Origin of the sequence: Nitrosomonas sp. Is37, assembly GCF_033063275.1 — a bacterium.
GTDB lineage: Bacteria > Pseudomonadota > Gammaproteobacteria > Burkholderiales > Nitrosomonadaceae > Nitrosomonas.
The window spans coordinates 133,551-149,699 of sequence record NZ_JAWJYP010000002.1; the positions used below are offsets into that span (position 1 = coordinate 133,551).

The 16,149-nt window shown below is 43.0% G+C and carries 15 protein-coding genes, 1 tRNA gene, 1 other RNA gene and 1 pseudogene; 12 read left to right on the forward strand and 6 right to left on the reverse strand.

Annotated elements, in window-relative coordinates; all coding sequences use genetic code 11:
• Positions 1-831: 831 nt before the first annotated feature.
• Together R2Q26_RS01665 and R2Q26_RS01670 are read left to right on the forward strand one after the other, a co-directional pair.
• Entirely contained in the window at positions 832-1,701 is an 870-nt protein-coding gene (locus tag R2Q26_RS01665) for a PA4780 family RIO1-like protein kinase (protein WP_317534674.1), read from the forward strand.
• A gap of 163 nt (positions 1,702-1,864) precedes the next feature.
• A tRNA-Met gene (locus R2Q26_RS01670) sits at positions 1,865-1,941 on the forward strand.
• 608 nt (positions 1,942-2,549) lie between these two features.
• Here R2Q26_RS01670 and R2Q26_RS01675 read toward each other — a convergent pair.
• On the reverse strand, positions 2,550-2,828 hold the full coding sequence (locus R2Q26_RS01675) for an addiction module antidote protein (protein ID WP_317534675.1): 279 nt from the start codon (positions 2,826-2,828) through the stop codon (positions 2,550-2,552).
• A 329-nt stretch (positions 2,829-3,157) separates the two neighbouring features.
• Here R2Q26_RS01675 and R2Q26_RS01680 point away from each other — a divergent pair, with 329 nt between their 5' ends.
• The 6 genes and pseudogenes from R2Q26_RS01680 to rluB all read left to right on the forward strand — a co-directional run bounded on the left by R2Q26_RS01680 (position 3,158) and on the right by rluB (position 7,514).
• Complete coding sequence (locus R2Q26_RS01680) at positions 3,158-3,484, forward strand: hypothetical protein (protein ID WP_317534676.1); 327 nt, start codon at positions 3,158-3,160, stop codon at positions 3,482-3,484.
• Between the two features lie 15 nt (positions 3,485-3,499).
• Positions 3,500-3,832 (forward strand): annotated as a pseudogene (locus tag R2Q26_RS01685) (hypothetical protein); the annotation flags it as partial.
• Between the two features lie 615 nt (positions 3,833-4,447).
• Positions 4,448-4,547: signal recognition particle sRNA small type (gene ffs / locus R2Q26_RS01690), an RNA gene on the forward strand.
• Positions 4,548-4,607: 60 nt separating this feature from the next.
• Positions 4,608-6,209, forward strand: coding sequence for a DNA polymerase III subunit gamma/tau (gene dnaX, locus R2Q26_RS01695; RefSeq protein ID WP_317534678.1), 1,602 nt, complete (start codon positions 4,608-4,610; stop codon positions 6,207-6,209).
• Positions 6,210-6,225: 16 nt separating this feature from the next.
• Positions 6,226-6,549 carry a YbaB/EbfC family nucleoid-associated protein gene (locus tag R2Q26_RS01700; RefSeq protein ID WP_317534735.1) on the forward strand — a complete coding sequence of 108 codons (324 nt, stop codon included), beginning with the start codon at positions 6,226-6,228 and terminating at the stop codon, positions 6,547-6,549.
• 98 nt (positions 6,550-6,647) lie between these two features.
• Positions 6,648-7,514, forward strand: coding sequence for a 23S rRNA pseudouridine(2605) synthase RluB (gene rluB, locus R2Q26_RS01705; RefSeq protein WP_317534679.1), 867 nt, complete (start codon positions 6,648-6,650; stop codon positions 7,512-7,514).
• A gap of 9 nt (positions 7,515-7,523) precedes the next feature.
• Here the strand turns inward: rluB and prmB are convergent, their stop codons facing one another.
• Positions 7,524-8,450: a 50S ribosomal protein L3 N(5)-glutamine methyltransferase gene (prmB, locus tag R2Q26_RS01710; RefSeq protein ID WP_317534736.1), complete on the reverse strand. Its 927-nt coding sequence runs from the start codon at positions 8,448-8,450 to the stop codon at positions 7,524-7,526.
• A gap of 99 nt (positions 8,451-8,549) precedes the next feature.
• On the opposite strand from prmB, the gene tadA reads away from it, so the two are divergent.
• The 3 genes from tadA (at position 8,550) to R2Q26_RS01725 (ending at position 10,553) form a co-directional block, all read left to right on the forward strand.
• A complete protein-coding gene (tadA, locus tag R2Q26_RS01715) occupies positions 8,550-9,020 on the forward strand; it encodes a tRNA adenosine(34) deaminase TadA (protein ID WP_317534680.1) in 471 nt (156 codons plus the stop codon).
• Entirely contained in the window at positions 9,017-9,496 is a 480-nt protein-coding gene (locus R2Q26_RS01720) for a L,D-transpeptidase (RefSeq protein ID WP_317534681.1), read from the forward strand. Before tadA ends, R2Q26_RS01720 begins: the two co-directional genes overlap by 4 nt.
• Before the next feature lie 106 nt (positions 9,497-9,602).
• A complete protein-coding gene (locus R2Q26_RS01725; protein WP_317534682.1) occupies positions 9,603-10,553 on the forward strand; it encodes a DUF5666 domain-containing protein in 951 nt (316 codons plus the stop codon).
• 90 nt (positions 10,554-10,643) lie between these two features.
• Here R2Q26_RS01725 and R2Q26_RS01730 read toward each other — a convergent pair whose 3' ends face one another.
• The 4 genes from R2Q26_RS01730 to R2Q26_RS01745 all read right to left on the reverse strand — a co-directional run bounded on the left by R2Q26_RS01730 (position 10,644) and on the right by R2Q26_RS01745 (position 13,779).
• Positions 10,644-12,038, reverse strand: coding sequence for a hypothetical protein (locus tag R2Q26_RS01730; RefSeq protein WP_317534683.1), 1,395 nt, complete (start codon positions 12,036-12,038; stop codon positions 10,644-10,646).
• 95 nt (positions 12,039-12,133) lie between these two features.
• A complete protein-coding gene (locus R2Q26_RS01735) occupies positions 12,134-12,256 on the reverse strand; it encodes a hypothetical protein (RefSeq protein ID WP_317534684.1) in 123 nt (40 codons plus the stop codon).
• Between the two features lie 83 nt (positions 12,257-12,339).
• On the reverse strand, positions 12,340-12,879 hold the full coding sequence (locus R2Q26_RS01740; protein ID WP_317534685.1) for an NUDIX hydrolase: 540 nt from the start codon (positions 12,877-12,879) through the stop codon (positions 12,340-12,342).
• Positions 12,880-12,960: 81 nt separating this feature from the next.
• Complete coding sequence (locus R2Q26_RS01745; protein WP_317534686.1) at positions 12,961-13,779, reverse strand: DUF2914 domain-containing protein; 819 nt, start codon at positions 13,777-13,779, stop codon at positions 12,961-12,963.
• Positions 13,780-14,105: 326 nt separating this feature from the next.
• Between R2Q26_RS01745 and ligA the strand changes: the two genes are divergently transcribed.
• The gene (ligA, locus tag R2Q26_RS01750) at positions 14,106-16,148 is read left to right on the forward strand and encodes an NAD-dependent DNA ligase LigA (protein ID WP_317534687.1); all 2,043 of its coding nucleotides are present in this window, start codon (positions 14,106-14,108) and stop codon (positions 16,146-16,148) included.
• Position 16,149: the final 1 nt, after the last annotated feature.

Below are 16,149 nucleotides of genomic sequence, written 5' to 3' on the forward strand. Positions count from 1 at the left end.
ACGCACTGTTCGGTTGAAACTTGCTTCGTTATTTATCCTGAAAATGTTGCTGTATTTCCTGAATTTTATCGATATTGTTGAGCAGGGCATCGACACAATCCCGGTTTAGTTTATCATCGGCTATCAGACAGGGATCGGTTCTCATGCGATTGGGCGAGCACATCTTGATGTGAAAACAAATCCTCTTTCTTTGAAGTCATTGCAGCGCTTCTTGCGATGTCACGTGTTGGAATCACCCTGTGATTCTATCAGCGCAAGCAATTATGTCATAGAGAATAACTAATTAACTAATCAAAAGGTAATAAGGTAATAATTCTGTCATCAAGCAGATCTATCATGTTAAAACAACTGTTGGGGCAGTTGTTTTATGTCAAATAAAAGGCTGCGACAAATTACCGCGCGACAATTTGTCGCATTCCAAGAGTGTTTTTTTCTCTCTACAATGCAAATCACGTGATTGATTATTACCGTAACAACGTAATAACCGCAATCAAGGAGATGGACATGTTTTTTAAACTTAAAGTAATTAATTTGTATCAAGTTCTATTGGATAAGTTTCATATGAACTTTACTGGAACCAGAAAGCAAATGTTAACGGCAGATCAGAGTAACGGGAGCAAAACCCTGGTCGATGTCAAACATATTTCGTCCGAGGATACAGTCTGGCATCGAAGCAAATCGCCAAGATTTCAGCAAAATTCAGCAAAATTAATTAATGCAGGAAGGTGAGGTAGCAGTTACGTGATTTCTCACTAGTTGAAGAGAGAGAATTCATTTATTTGACAGGAGTATGGAAAGCATGTCCGTATTGACATGTTTACATAAGAGCTTATGAAAATCCCCAAAAGAATTGAGCCACTGGTTGAAGAAGGTCTTGTTGATTCAGTTATTTGCCAACTTATGAGTGGCAAAGAATCTATGGTATACGTTGTCCGTTGCGGCAGCGATATTCGTTGTGCCAAAGTTTATAAGGAAGCAAACAAACGAAATTTTCGCCAGAGTGTAAGTTACACTGAGGGCGGGCTGGTTAGAAATGGTCGACGCATGCATGCTATTCAAAGAAGAAGTTATTTCGGCTGGATGACACAGAAAGGGGCGTGGCAAAGCACCGAAGTGGATACCATGTCTCATCTGGCTACAGTTGGTGTGCCGACGCCTAAGTATCATAACTTTTTTGAAGGAGTGCTATTAATGGAGCTCATTACTGATAGTAATGGTGATGTAGCTCCCAGGTTGAATGATCTGACATTGAGCGCCGAGCTGGCAAGGATGTATCATGATTTTTTAATTAGACAGATTGTTCGTATGCTTTGCCATGGTGTCGTTCATGGTGATTTATCTGAATACAATGTGTTAATCGGTAACCAAGGCCCTGTTATTATCGATTTTCCTCAGGCAATTTTTGCAGCAAGTAATCACAATGCGCAGAGAATACTTAAACGCGATGTTGATAATGTCACTACCTATCTAAGTCGATTTGCTCCAGAGCTTGCGCATACTGATTATGGTTCAGAGATTTGGTCGCTTTATCAGAGGGGAAAATTGCATTTGGAAGTTAATTTAACCGGAAATACTGAGGAAAAAACCAAGCCAGTTAATGTGAGCAGTGTTTTGAATGCTATTAACGCTGCATTAAAAAAGGAAATAGCTTGGCAAAGATACAAACAGGAACGTTGGACAAGCCGTCAATTGCAGTATTGATATTAGCTATAATCGACACTAATTAAATAATAAATAGGGTGCATGAGTGTCATCACTGAGCACTGAGAGCTATGACGATGATTCAGTTATGCCGTATCAAATGAATAATGAAGCATTATGATTTGACGGTGTTGGCATAATCTGCTATTATTCTTTGTTCTGACGCGGGGTGGAGCAGTCTGGCAGCTCGTCGGGCTCATAACCCGAAGGTCGTAGGTTCAAATCCTGCCCCCGCAACCACCGTTATCTGACTCAAGGCGGCTAGTCTGTCTTGTTTTATTTCAATCCGCAGTTCATCATTTTCCGGTTTTAATTCAGTCTCTCCCACAATAGCTTTGATTGCTTCGCGTGCGGATATTACATCCTGGATATGCTCCTGTTTTTGCACCAGGTTTCTGTAAATTTCTTTTGCATGCGGAAGTATTTGCGTTGGTTGCCAGGATTGGATGTCTTTGAGCTTTTGTTGAGCTGTTGATAATTCGGCTTCAGCTTGTTCAAGTGCTTACTTGGTGCTGGGTGTGATGATGCCTTGGCGAATAGCGAGCATGATGTTGTCGATCTCAGTTTGCGCTTGTTCTTGGTTGATTATGCGCTAGTAGCCTTTATCATCAAATGATGAAGTAAAACCATATATAGCCGGTTCGATGCGCCGGAAAGGTGCGATCTTCCGCCTTTGTTGCTGTCGCTGATGCAGGTTACTGCGCAGCCTTACAGATCGTTCAACGAATAAATGACTTCGCTAATCCCATATCTTGATATGACGCACCCTCGTAACACTATGCTGGGGGATAATCAGCAGAAAGGGAGTGGTGTTACGGGGATGTTTTTAACAGTATAGTCATAGCACTTCAAGATATTACGATTTTGCACCCCAACAATTTGACAATCTTGGCGATGGTGTCAAATCGCGGATTGCCGTCATCGGCAAGCGATTTATACAAGCTCGCTCGCGACACTCCGGCACGTGCCGCGATTTTGGACATACCCTTGGCGCGAGCAGCAGTGTTCAATGCATGGATAAAATCAGATGCAGTTCCGGAATTAGCAGTTTCTCGCAAGAATTCGCGAATGTCTTCGTCCGTTTTAAGATGCGCATTAATGTCGAATTGTCTTGTTTTGATGATCATTTTCTAATCTCCGAGAATTTTAAGAATATTTTTCACTTTCTTAATGTCTCGCTTCTGACCGGATTTGTTACTACACGCCAACAGCAGAACGATTTGCTGCTAGCGCATTGTGTAATACACATGAATGTCGCTGCCAAAGAAGTAGCGCAGCTTGAACAGCCCGGTTTCGATAGTTCTGTAATTATCAAAATTGCTATTTTCAACTTGATTGAGGCGAGACAACAATTCAATTGATTGCGGATTACCCGATCCAGTCTATCAGACCATTTGTCAAATATTTGTGTGGTAATCAATACTTACCATGCCGCACCTGCCGGTTAATGTGGGCTATGTCGGGGAATCGATTATGGGTTGAAATGGCAAGGATCATTCGCGAAGTTCGACCAGGATTCGTTTTCGTAGAGAACTCACTAGTTATCACTTCTAGGGAGCTTGGACGAGTTCTTGGAAACTTGGCCAGCATGGGATGGGTGCGAGATGGAGAGCGTTCAGAGCTTCCAGCATCGGAGCGTGTCACCATAATGACATTTAAAGAAGATAGGGTGTGCTGCCTGGCTTATATCTTCGAGATGAGTTTGCATGTATTCAATGATCGTGAGCTGAAAGAACAACCGCATGATGCTTTGTTTGGCAGGTCACCCAGGGAGGTGATGTAATCATTTGGGGCCGATTGGGGCAGAAAGATGTTTCGCCCTGATATTTGGGTGAAGAGAGTTGAAATCGCAATCGAATATGGTAGTAAAAGTTGCCGTGAGTGTGTGTTGTCTGATGTGCGCTTTGACAATGAGGCTGAAATGATCAAGCGCAATGACGGTGTTATCTGGCACATTGAGCGTAAAAATAATCCGTTTGCTATCAATACCGAGTATGAGAGCGAGCACGGCATTGATGGTGAGTATATCGACTGGATCATCCATAACGATGGCGATATTGATCAATTGCAGACTGAGATTGCTTGCGCGCTGGATGGGATGACAGGGATTATGCGCAGGAGGTTCGTGTGAGTCAACAAATTGATTTTCATCAAATCACGCGCTGCGCTTGGTCAGTCGCTGATTCTGCTGGGTAGGTGGTTGCCTGGTGGCAAGGTGGATGGTAGGGAGTTTAAGGCGCTGAATCCTGCCAGTACAGCACCCGACCATAGGAAATCTATGAACAAAAAACCGCTTATCTGTCGGGTGCGGTATCCGCTTTTGCTCAAGTGTAGGTGTTTGTAGCGCCTGAACGGAAGATAAATCAATCAAAAACAATGTGTCAAGCGTGATTATCTCGGATCAAAGACAGCTAACAGCCGCCAGTATGTGCTCATGCTTTTACGGTTGATATCTCTTTGAGGTGAAATTTTTATGCAATCCTTATCCTTAATGTTGTAGAATTACGCACGTATCGGGACCCCGCAACCATTGAATTACTGGTTTAGTTACTCGGAAGATAATTCCAAGAATTTTCGGCCCTTTGCTAGATTTGGCAAAGGGCTTTTTAATGAAATCTTTAGCACCAGAAGTCACATACATCTTGGTTTCTATTTCTGGTGTGATAGTGGTCTAGTTTATAAAAATTTTAACCGGGTTACTGTTATTTACCAATCAGCAACGCTGATTGATGTAAAATTGTCTTATGGCGGGCCTCCCCGCATTGCAGGGTAGTGAACCTGGTCAGATCCGGAAGGAAGCAGCCACAGCTATTTTTTTGCAAGTGCCGGGGGTTAGGCTCGCCACCCCAACAGATAGATAGGTTATTGATAATCATCTGCCCTTTTTCCTTCATTTGACAAATATCGTGTCTCAAACACAAGTCCTTGCTCGGAAATGGCGCCCAAAAAACTTTTCTGAATTGACTGGGCAAGACCATATCGTTAAAGCAATTACTCATTCACTTGAGCAGAATCGATTGCATCATGCTTACTTGTTTACAGGGACACGTGGTGTCGGTAAAACAACGATTGCTAGAATCCTGGCTAAAGCACTGAATTGCGAAGCGGGTGTGACATCCATGCCTTGTGGAGAATGCCCAGCTTGTATGTCCATTGATAAAGGAAATTTTGTTGATTTGGTTGAATTGGATGCAGCATCCAATACCCAAGTCGACAGTATGCGCGAACTCCTTGAGAGCGCAAGCTATGCGCCCACTGCCAGCCGGTATAAAGTTTATCTCATTGATGAAGTACACATGCTTTCCAGATCGGCTTTTAATGCCATGCTCAAGACTCTGGAAGAGCCTCCTGAACATGTCAAATTCATATTGGCGACCACCGATCCGCAGAAGATCCCTATCACTGTATTATCGCGTTGCCTTCAGTTTAATTTGAAGCAAATTCCTTCTTCTTTGATTGCAGTGCATTTGGGAAAAATATTATCGCAAGAGCAGATCACATTCGATTCTGCGTCCTTGCAATTATTGGCAAGAGCTGCCCAAGGTAGTATGCGAGATGCGTTGAGCCTGCTCGATCAAGCAATTGCATATGGCAATGGTGTTGTCAAAGAAGCTGATATCCATACCATGCTGGGTGTAATAGACCAAGAATATCTATATGACTTATTAGAAGCGCTAGCGAGAAAAGATGGCGCAAAGATGCTATCGATTGCTGATGAGATGGAGGCGCGCAGCTTATCATTCGATAGCGCTTTACAGGAGCTGGCAACCATCCTTCATCATCTTGCGTTAGCACAAATTGCGCCTCAGACGGTTGATGAGACATTGCCTGAACGTGAGCGGGTTTTTGCATTGGCTAGACATTTTACAGCTGAAGATGTGCAATTGTATTACCAGATCGCGCTTCATGGGCGTAATGATTTGAATCTAGCGCCGGATGAATATGCAGGATTTACGATGACTTTAATGCGGATGCTGGCATTTATACCCGAGCAGATATTTCCAGGGGGGATTTCTAAGAATTCTGGAGAAGAGGGGAATATTAGGCAAGAAGCCATTCAAGTGATAAATCAGGCTACAAATAATAGTCAATCGATCCAGAAAAAAGAGGCTGAGATTTCTGGTTCTCCTAATGAAGACTGGTTGGCAATCGTAAATCAGTTGAAACTGAATGGAATGACTAAGATGCTGGCGCAGCATTGTGAAGCTAAACTTTTCACAGCTGATATGATTGAGCTGTGGGTGCCAGAAGTGCATAAATATTTGTTAGAAAAGACTTATCAGGATAGGCTAAAAGCTGCATTAGAAAACTATTTTAAGAAACCTGTTAAAGTTACGTTTTTGATCGGCACTATTACGGGTATGACGTCACTGGTCATGCAGGAGCGTGAAAAACAGGCAAAGCAATCAGAAACGATTGCGGCAATTGAAGCAGATCCCTTTGTGAGAGAAATAGTAGAAAATTTTGATGCGAAACTAATCGTTTCTTCAATTAAACCAATTGAATAATGGAGACAGGATAATGATAAAAGCGAATTTAGGTAATTTAATGAAGCAAGCGCAGCAGATGCAGGAAAATATGAAGGCAATGCAAGAACAGCTGGCGACGATAGAAGTTGAAGGTCAATCAGGAGCGGGTATGGTCAAAGTGGTGATGACTTGCCGCCATGATGTCAAGCGTGTCCATATTGATAATAGTTTGATGGGCGATGATAAAGAAATGCTGGAAGATTTGATAGCTGCTGCAGTGAATGATGCGGTGCGCCGGGTAGAGGCAACCACGCAAGAAAAAATGGCAAGTTTAACGGGTGGACTGGGTCTGCCTCCCGGCATGAAACTACCTTTCTGAGTAAGAGATTGAATGCATCAAATTAAACCTTGGGTTGTTTATTTTGTTTATCGATATTCAGCGCCTTTTCAAATTTTTCCTGTTAAGAAGTAAAGTAAATGCGTATCAAGCGAGCATTCAGTGCGAGAAAAAGGCAGGCTTTGACGCCCATGAGTGACAATACTGTCCTCAAGCCCGCTCCAATGGTTACTCATAAGCTTCAAAAGTTATTGGCGCAAAGCGGTCTCGGTTCGCGGCGTGAGATGGAAGCCCTGATCGCTTCGGGGCAGGTCAGTATCAATGGCAAGGTCGCAAAATTAGGAGATCGAGTAGGGTCGAGAGATCTGGTGCGTGTGAATAGGCGTATTATACGGATCAACATCAATGAGCGTTTGCCGCGCATTATTCTCTATCATAAACCAGAAGGTGAAATTGTGAGTCGTCATGATCCCGAAGGGCGTCCCTCTGTTTTTGATAAATTGCCACAACTGAAATCATCTCGCTGGATTGCTATTGGTAGGTTGGATTTTAATACTAGCGGATTGCTGATATTTACCACAAACGGAGTCTTGGCAAATCGACTTATGCATCCGCGTTTCCAAGTAGAGCGTGAATATGCGGTTAGAATTGTCGGTCGCTTGACTCCAGAGCAAAAGAGCCAATTATTGACAGGGATTGAGCTGGAAGATGGACTGGCAAAATTCAATGATTTGTCGGAACAAGGTGGTGAGGGTGCCAACCGGTGGTATCACGTGATATTAAAAGAGGGCAGGAATCGGGAAGTGAGACGCCTGTTTGAAGCATTGGGTTTAACAGTCAGCCGGTTGATTCGCATACGGTTTGGCCCGATTCATCTGCCTCCCAGATTAAAGCGCGGCATGTGGCATCAACTGGATGAAAATGAAACCGCATACTTGCTAGAGCTAGTTAATGGTACTTCGCCCTCTGGTGTTATTGCAAAACATAGTAAGTTAAATTTAACCTAAAAACTGCCTTTAGGTTAAATCACTGCGCTTCAACATGAAAACAAATTGATCACCTGCGCTTGTTTCCAGCCAGGTAAAAGGCAGGTGAGGAAAGGATTGCTCAAGGATATCTCGATTATGACCAATTTCTACAATCAATAACCCTTCTTCGGTCAGATAATTGGAGGCTTCGCTCAGTATCGTCCGTATTATAGCCAACCCATCCGGACCAGCAGCAAGCGCAATTCTTGGTTCATGGCGATATTCTTCAGGGAGTGTAGCCATCGACTCAGCATTGACATAAGGTGGATTGCTAATGATCACATCATAGCGCTTCCCAGTTAATTCATTAAATAAATCAGATTGAATCGGATTGATCGCGTGTGCTAGATCATAACGGACGATATTTTTAAGCGTGACTTCCAACGCTTCAGCTGAAATATCCACCGCATCAACGCTTGCATTTTCGAATCCATGAGCCAGTAATACAGCCAGACAACCTGAGCCCGTACACAGATCCAGCACTGCATGAATAGCATCAGGTTGTTTGACCCAAGGTGCCAGCTGGCTTTGTAATAATTCAGTGATAAACGAGCGCGGGATGATAACGCGTTTGTCGACGTAAAAACTGAAGTCACCTAACCAGGCTTCATTCGTCATATAAGCAATCGGGATTCTTTCTGCTACGCGTTGTTCAATGCGATGGATGATTTGATCGCACTCAGGCTGGGTGATGTGTGCGTCCAGAAACAAGTCTAATTGGTCAGGAGTAAGATGTAGGGTGTGTAAAATCATATGAGCTGCTTCCTCATAAGCAGTGGGAAATCCATGGCCATAAAACAAGTCAGCTTGATTAAAATAGCTTACAGCAAAACGTAACAGATCGCGCAGGGTGCATAGTTCGTTCCTGGCGTGATTGATAATTGGAACTCTAGGCTCTTGGGAAGGGGTCACCATATCTGGCAATAAAAGAGTATTTGCATGTGACACGAATGTAGCATAAAAGATACACTGATGCTCAAATTATTTGATTAAATAACAATATGAATGATATTAATGAATAAAGAATATTTTATGCGGGCAGCACTTGACCTCGCATTCAAGGCACAGGAACTCGGAGAAGTTCCGGTGGGCGCAGTAGTCGTTAGAAATGGTGAAATCATAGGTCGTGGCTATAATCGCTCCATCGTAGCCATGGATCCGACAGCACATGCAGAAGTGATGGCATTACGTGACGCAGCTCAGAATCTGGGTAATTACCGTCTATTAGACTGCACGTTGTTCGTAACCCTTGAGCCTTGTGTAATGTGCATTGGTGCACTTTTTCATGCCAGGATTAAGCGCCTGGTGTATGCTGCTGCCGACCCCAAAACAGGTGTCTGTGGAAGCGTGTTAAATCTGCCAGCGGAGACAAGACTCAATCATCACCTGGAAGTAGTCGGGGGTGTGCTGGCAACCGAGGCAGGCAGTCTGCTAAGACAGTTTTTTATCGCAAAGCGAAATCTTGGTAAAGCGGTTTTATTATGAGAATTCATATCGGTATTGCTCAGCAACAACTCGACCTGATAAATGATGAAGATAAGGTTATCAGCAGCTATTTGATCTCTTCTGCCAGGAAGGGTGTCGGCCAGCAACGGGGAAGTTTTTGTACGCCGCTGGGAAAGCATATTATTCGCGCTAAAATTGGGGATAAGCAGCCGGTCAATACAGTTTTCATCAAGCGCCGTCCTACCGGAGAAATTTACACACCCGAGCTGGCTGCCCGTTATCCAGGTCGGGATTGGATTCTAACGCGTATCATGTGGTTGTCAGGGTGTGAGATTGGATTGAATCGGCTAGGTCTGGTTGACACCATGCGCCGTTATATCTATATCCATGGCAGCCCTGATAGCGCAGAAATGGGTAAACCTGGTTCGATTGGTTGTATTCGCATGCATAATGGTGATTTGCTGGATTTATTTAACCAGGTATCAATTGGAGTGTCTGTAGATATCAACTATTGAATCTTTCTCCTGATTCTCAGTTCTAATTATTGGAAATTAAATTTCTGAGTAATTTTTTTACTAAGCTGTTTTCTAATTATTAGAAATTGAGGTAAGGAGAAAAATCATGAGACATTTTCGTTTTGTATTTGCGCTATTCTCAATGTTGACCATCTTGGCTTTTAGCTCATTAGCACTATCGTCAGAAAATGATGAACTAGAATTCAGAGCCACTGTGCTAGGAATTAATATGCCCACAGACGGTGATAGCACGATAACGGTCAGGCTGATTACAGAAAACACACCTCCTTTTGAGGGTCCTATTGTTATCACGGGAGCAACAAAGATAGAATCAAATGGCTTTGAGATCCCTTTATCTGAGTTGCAAGTTGGCGATATCGTTAAGATTGAAGCCTTTTTTCGCCCAAATGGAATGATCGTTGCAGAAGAGATAGAGGTTCTCGATGCTCAGGTTGCTGAGGTAGGTAGTTTCCGAGTACAGGGCGCAATCCAGCAATTGACTCCTGTAAATAATGATGTCCTCATGAAAGTTATTGGGATCGATATCTTGGTTAATGCGTCGACAATAATCCGGAATAGGGAGTTACGCGAGATCAATAACTTATTAATTACTTCCCTGAAAGTGGGTGATATTGTCGATGTAAGAGGAAGGTTCATTGATAACAGGTTAGTAGCTGACCGGATTGAAGTTGGCGAAAGACCTGATGAGGAGGTTAAAGTTAAAGGAACGATTGTTCAGTTGAATAATAACAATATTGTCATTTCAATTGATGGTGTAAATCTCACTGTGATTAGAAATGCATCGACTATTGTCCGTGGTAATTTGGCGATGGGGATGTTTATCGAAGTGGAGGGTTTTCTTGATAATGAACTGCATATTATTGCCTTGGAAATCAAGGTAGATGATAATCGTGACGGCAATGTCGACGATGATCATGATTTTGGACGGAAAAAAGATCGCGATGATGATCGATTTGGTCGTGATAGAAATCATAATGGCGGTCGTGACGACAACGCTCCTAGCAATATGAACACCCCTAGCAATATGAACATGTAGTGTAAATCTAAAAAAGGACTGCTAAATTTTTAAAGACTTGAACTAGCAAAAAGATCCGGAGATCCAGCTGCTAGTTCAAGTATTGCTTTATTAAGGGGCGATCGTAATCGTAACGGTACTTTTCACTGTATCATTGATGATGCCATCCTGGTTGTCATCAACAGTAAAGGTTAGAGTGTAAGTGCCGGCAGGGAGCTCACCAGTAGAAATATTCAGAATGGGAAAGTGATCAATAGCAAATAATTCACCCTCATGCATTCGAAGAGGCTGCTCTGACGGGATAAATTCAAGCTTATTATTTAGCCAGAATGTCCCCATCGGAGTAATTGCCTGTATCCAGTAATTTGTTTGATTTCCCCCATAGACACCAGGATCAAGTGACACAGTAAGAGCCAAACTATCGTTCTGTGACAGGGTTATAGAATCGGTTGCGCTATTGGCAAAAATAGTAGGAACGGGTGTTGAATGCTGAGGAGGGAAGGGAGGGGGTATGTTATTAAAAAACCATGAAATATTGCTGTTAAAGTAAATTTGCCCACGAGTAATCACAAAGTGTGAAGAATTGATTGGCTCTGCGCTAATTTCACAAACTGAAAACGATGCTCTATTGTTATCGAAACTGAGAACAATATCGGCTGCATCAGTGAATCCGATAAATTCTAGCTTTAACGAATAGTCGTCAGCTGTGCCTGCCACTTTGTCCAAGCCACTCATCGCCAGTCGCAGTATGGCTACATCATCTGCTGTCAAGGTGCGTTGTGCTTCACCAGCATGAACTCCCTGTTGCATAACAGCTTCAGTATTCTGAATACCGAATAATGCAGCGACATGACGGTCAGCATTTGCAACAAAGGTGTTTCCAGGTGGTAGATCCGATAGATCGCGGCTGTAGGTTGTCATATCCACCTTTGTTGCGATACTAAATGGATTATTGTTACTTTTACGAAACCAGTGAAGATTAATGTCGTCACCACGTAAATCATCGCCAGAACCACTAACGCCGTCAGGACCTTTGTCAAGGTTGAATTGATTGTCAGCTCCCCTAGTGGATTGAGTAAAGTTTCTGTCTGCACTATTCAAACCTGATTCCGATGCAAGATTGGGATGTCCTAGTCCAATACAATGCCCCACTTCGTGCAATACAACCGATTCAAAATCAAACTGGTCAGCAGGAACATTGCTACCCTCTTTAACGATATTATTGATCGTGGGAAGCAAATTATTCCAGGTACTGATGGTATTTTGGATAGGAATCACCATTTCTTCTGCATGAAGGGAGGAGGGAGAAATGCCAAGCCTTACGGTCAGACTGGTACCTTCACCTCTATAGCCAGAAGGATGAGTAATGATATCGACTCCATGTTCTCTAGCGAACTCAAAAGTTCCTGCGATAGAGGGTGAAACAACACTTATCGCAAGCGATAATAATGTTAACTTCAAGTCAATGAGAGTAAAAGATGCAAGCTGATAGCGTGTGCGTTTCATCTTGATCAATTAAATGTAAATGATAAGTTTTGCCTCTGGAGTCGTGAGTGGTGTGCTGTAATCAGCTATCAGCCATTTATTTAATTTTTCTAAGATCAGCTCGTTTCATGATCGTTTCTAGCTGTTGTGAACTGAGATGAGGTACTGAATTTCTTCGATACTGGAAAATTGCTCAGCAGCCCATTTGAGGCCGCACCATGAAATGGTCTTTTTTGCATTCAAGTCTCCCTGTTCAAACATTTATCGCGTTATCGATGATCTCATTGCCTGCTTTGTAATAAACTCAACATATTGAAAAAAATCACAGTGAAGGCTTGTCAATAACACCCAGATGAAAGCTGATTTGCCCTTTACGCCGTTCTTCCAGATAGCGTTTCAAAGGATCATGAATGACGCGAAAAGCTATTTCATTCCATGGAATTTCACGCTCATCGAAAAGCTTGACTTCCAGACTCTCTATGCCGGGAGAAAAATCCAGATCCAACAAACGAGCCCGAAACAGGAGATAGACCTGGCTGATATGAGGTAAGCTATAAACAGCGTATAGATCGCCAATTTCTACCCGCGCATTGGCTTCTTCCAGCGTTTCCCGGGCAGCTGCCTGCGCTAATGTTTCGTTGTTTTCCATAAAACCTGCCGGCACAGTCCATTTCCCTTCTCGGGGTACGATCGCCCGGCGGCATAATAGAATCTTGTCTTTCCATTCAGGGATGCATCCCACAATCATTTTTGGATTCTGATAGTGAATGGTATGACAAGTAGTACAGACAAAACGGGGTAATGTATCACCTTGTGGTATATATAACTCGACTGTGGCACTACAGCTACTGCAGAATTTCATAGTCTTACCTCAGATACCTCAGTCGATGAGCAATGTTTAAGCACAATAGGTTTTTCGATATTGGTATGATCATCGGTTGTTTTATTGGGAGCGATGGTTCACTGTAAAAGCACGTTCGGCAAGTAATTTCCCAGATTGATCCTGTACCTCAACTCGCCATTGACCCATTTGGGTTTTATTTAGCATTTTATTGGAATGCGTGCGCCAGTTATCATCTTCAATTACAAGTGGGATTTTCGCAACTTCTTTGTCTTGGTAAAACCAATTTACACTGACTTCTTTACCTTTTAATCCACGTAAGTGGAGAAAAAAATAGATTGGCTGACTTGTTCCTTGATCAAGCCAGACATGATCAATATTGTCAACGGCTTCTTGTTGCTGAATAGCACTGGTCAACTGGGCTTTGATAACATGAGATTGATCCGTGGAAGCCTCTTTTGCCTTGGCTGATTGGTTGGTTGTTTTATTCTTAGCTATTTCAGGCTTTTTGAGGGGAATAATGGTGTATCCCAGATTTGTTGTTGCTTCAACGATAGGCTCTGGAGTAGGTGTGGCTTCAGGAACTGGCTCCATGGCTGGAGCGGAGATTTCACTACTCGTATCACTATTATTTGCCGATAGATCATTTGATTCCATGTTCTTATCGAGGACTAAGCTATTAGAATTTATGGACTGAGTGTCTTCTGATGATAAAGTCTCTCTAATCGGCTGGCTACTTTCCTCAGCAAACCACCATAAAATCCCACCCAGTATTATCGCAAATAACAATCCCGCTGCAGATATTTTTCTCCAATCAAAAGGAGGTTTAGTTTGATTGACTATTTCTTCTGAGTTTACAGCCTCTGGAAACTGTGGAATCTGGTTAAGTTTGATGCGAATCTTGAGTTGCTGGTCATTCATAATGAAAATAGATTAAAACTTGATGAGCTTTGCTGACTATTGTAGAGCCCAATAGATTAAACAGCGAGAAGATTTTAATAGTATTACTGTTTAAAAAATATTACAGCAAACTAATATCTCGTATATTGCCAGATTATGCTGATAATTGGAGAAACTGAGCTAATGCCTTCATTCTCCAAAAATAATATTTAAGTATTCCAGAGGAAATCGCTATTCTAGGCTCATTATTGATGGGAAAATGTCTGGAATAAATAGAATTCGCAATATTATTTACAATTTGACTTGCGCCATAAATTACGCCTACAAGTGAATATCTCAAAATTGATATGAACGATCTTATCGAAACAATTCAACAGCAAATCCAGACATTGCGTGAAGTGATTGATATGCACAATTATCGTTATTATGTCTTGAATGCGCCGACCATACCGGATGCAGAGTACGACCGATTGTTTCGCGAATTGCAACAGCTCGAGCAGCGTTATCCTCAGCTTATTACCCCTGATTCTCCTACCCAACGTGTAGGTGCCGCACCGCTCAAAGAATTTATCCAGGTGACGCATCGCACTCCCATGCTTTCACTGAATAATGCGTTTGAAGACAGTGAAGTAGAAGCATTTGACCGGCGTATCCGTGAGGAACTAAAAATAGATAGTGTCGAGTATACGGTAGAACCTAAATTCGATGGATTAGCTGTTAATTTAACTTATGAAAATGGTGTATTGACCAGTGGTGCGACGCGTGGCGATGGTTATAAGGGGGAAGATATCACGCTCAATTTGCGTACCATGAAATCAATTCCATTGCGATTGCCTCTTGCACATCCGCCATCCTTGTTTGAGGTGCGGGGTGAAGTGCTAATATTGAAAGCAGATTTTGAGAAACTGAATCTCGAACAGCAGAAAAATGGTGAAAAGACCTTTGTCAATTCACGCAATGCTGCAGCAGGTTCGCTAAGGCAGCTTGATCCCGCCATTACAGCGAAGCGCAGACTGACTTTTTTTGCCTACGGCGTTGGTGTCTATGAAGGAGTCGTTCCTCCCTACATTCGACAAAGTGAAGTGATGACTTATTTGAAATCGCTGCATTTTCCGATAGCAAGCGAGTATAAAGTGGTTACCGGTGTAACAGCATTGTTGGGGTACTACCGCCAGATGGTTACTTTACGTGATAAGCTGCCTTACGATACCGATGGTATTGTTTATAAAGTAAACGATTTAGCGCAGCAGGAAAAGCTTGGTTTCGTTTCCCGTGCGCCTCGTTTTGCCATTGCCCATAAATTTCCTGCGCAGGAAGAGATAACTGACTTGGTAGGTATTGATATCCAAGTTGGAAGAACAGGTGCATTAACCCCTGTTGCGAGATTGATGCCGGTTTTTGTTGGTGGCGTGACAGTAACCAATGCAACCTTACATAACGAAGATGAAATCAAGCGTAAGCAAATTATGATTGGCGATAAAGTGATTGTGCGCAGAGCGGGGGATGTCATTCCGGAGGTAGTAGCTGTTGTTCCTGAGCTGCGTTCACCTCATGCAAAACCTTTCTTAATGCCTGATCACTGCCCCATCTGTGGTGCTCGAGCAGTACGTCTGCCGGGAGAAACAGTCACGCGTTGTACCGGTGGTCTATTTTGTCCTGCACAGCGCAAACAGGCTATTCTTCATTTTGCTTCGCGCCGTGCGATGGATATCGAAGGGCTGGGTGAAAAACTGGTAGATCAATTAGTGGAAAATGCCATCGTGCGTACCCCTGCCGATCTCTATAAACTCGGTCTTTCCGCGCTGGCTAATCTGGAGCGTATAGCAGAGAAATCAGCAAACAACTTGCTGCTGGCGATTGAAAAAAGTAAACGGACCACACTCGCTCGATTCATTTACGCGCTGGGCATTCGTCATGTAGGTGAATCTACTGCCAAGGATCTGGCGAATTATGCTGGTCAGCTTGACCGATTGATGGCTATGAACGTTGAGCAGTTACAGGAGATTCCGGATATCGGTCCTGTAGTGGCACAAAGTATTGCTGATTTTTTTGCAGAGAAGCACAACCGGGAGGTAATCGAGCAGTTACGTAGCTGTGGGGTCAGATGGGAAGAGAGTTCAGAAAAGGTAATGCAGGTTAGTAGCCCCCTTCATGGCAAAACCTTTGTTCTGACAGGAACTTTGCCCAGCATGACACGAGATATGGTGAAAGAAAGAATTGAACATTTGGGTGGAAAAGTCACGGGTAGTGTTTCCTCAAAAACCGATTATGTGGTGGCGGGAGTCGATCCGGGTAGTAAATATGACAAAGCTGTCGAGTTGGGTATTACGATACTTGATGAAGCAGGACTACTAAAATTGCTGCAAAACAGTTCCAGAGCCAGCACTTGAT

What these genes read in the sequence shown, in the direction of transcription:
- rluB (WP_317534679.1), top strand. Translation starts at nt 6,648, where the DNA reads ATGCGTATCAAGCGAGCATTCAGTGCGAGAAAAAGGCAGGCTTTGACG.
- R2Q26_RS01665 (WP_317534674.1), top strand. Translation starts at nt 832, where the DNA reads ATGAAAATCCCCAAAAGAATTGAGCCACTGGTTGAAGAAGGTCTTGTT.
- R2Q26_RS01725 (WP_317534682.1), top strand. Translation starts at nt 9,603, where the DNA reads ATGAGACATTTTCGTTTTGTATTTGCGCTATTCTCAATGTTGACCATC.
- R2Q26_RS01680 (WP_317534676.1), top strand. Translation starts at nt 3,158, where the DNA reads ATGTCGGGGAATCGATTATGGGTTGAAATGGCAAGGATCATTCGCGAA.
- tadA (WP_317534680.1), top strand. Translation starts at nt 8,550, where the DNA reads ATGAATAAAGAATATTTTATGCGGGCAGCACTTGACCTCGCATTCAAG.
- R2Q26_RS01730 (WP_317534683.1), bottom strand. Translation starts at nt 12,038, where the DNA reads ATGAAACGCACACGCTATCAGCTTGCATCTTTTACTCTCATTGACTTG.
- R2Q26_RS01740 (WP_317534685.1), bottom strand. Translation starts at nt 12,879, where the DNA reads ATGAAATTCTGCAGTAGCTGTAGTGCCACAGTCGAGTTATATATACCA.
- R2Q26_RS01735 (WP_317534684.1), bottom strand. Translation starts at nt 12,256, where the DNA reads ATGCAAAAAAGACCATTTCATGGTGCGGCCTCAAATGGGCTGCTGAGC.
- R2Q26_RS01745 (WP_317534686.1), bottom strand. Translation starts at nt 13,779, where the DNA reads ATGAATGACCAGCAACTCAAGATTCGCATCAAACTTAACCAGATTCCA.
- prmB (WP_317534736.1), bottom strand. Translation starts at nt 8,450, where the DNA reads ATGGTGACCCCTTCCCAAGAGCCTAGAGTTCCAATTATCAATCACGCC.
- R2Q26_RS01675 (WP_317534675.1), bottom strand. Translation starts at nt 2,828, where the DNA reads ATGATCATCAAAACAAGACAATTCGACATTAATGCGCATCTTAAAACG.
- R2Q26_RS01720 (WP_317534681.1), top strand. Translation starts at nt 9,017, where the DNA reads ATGAGAATTCATATCGGTATTGCTCAGCAACAACTCGACCTGATAAAT.
- ligA (WP_317534687.1), top strand. Translation starts at nt 14,106, where the DNA reads ATGAACGATCTTATCGAAACAATTCAACAGCAAATCCAGACATTGCGT.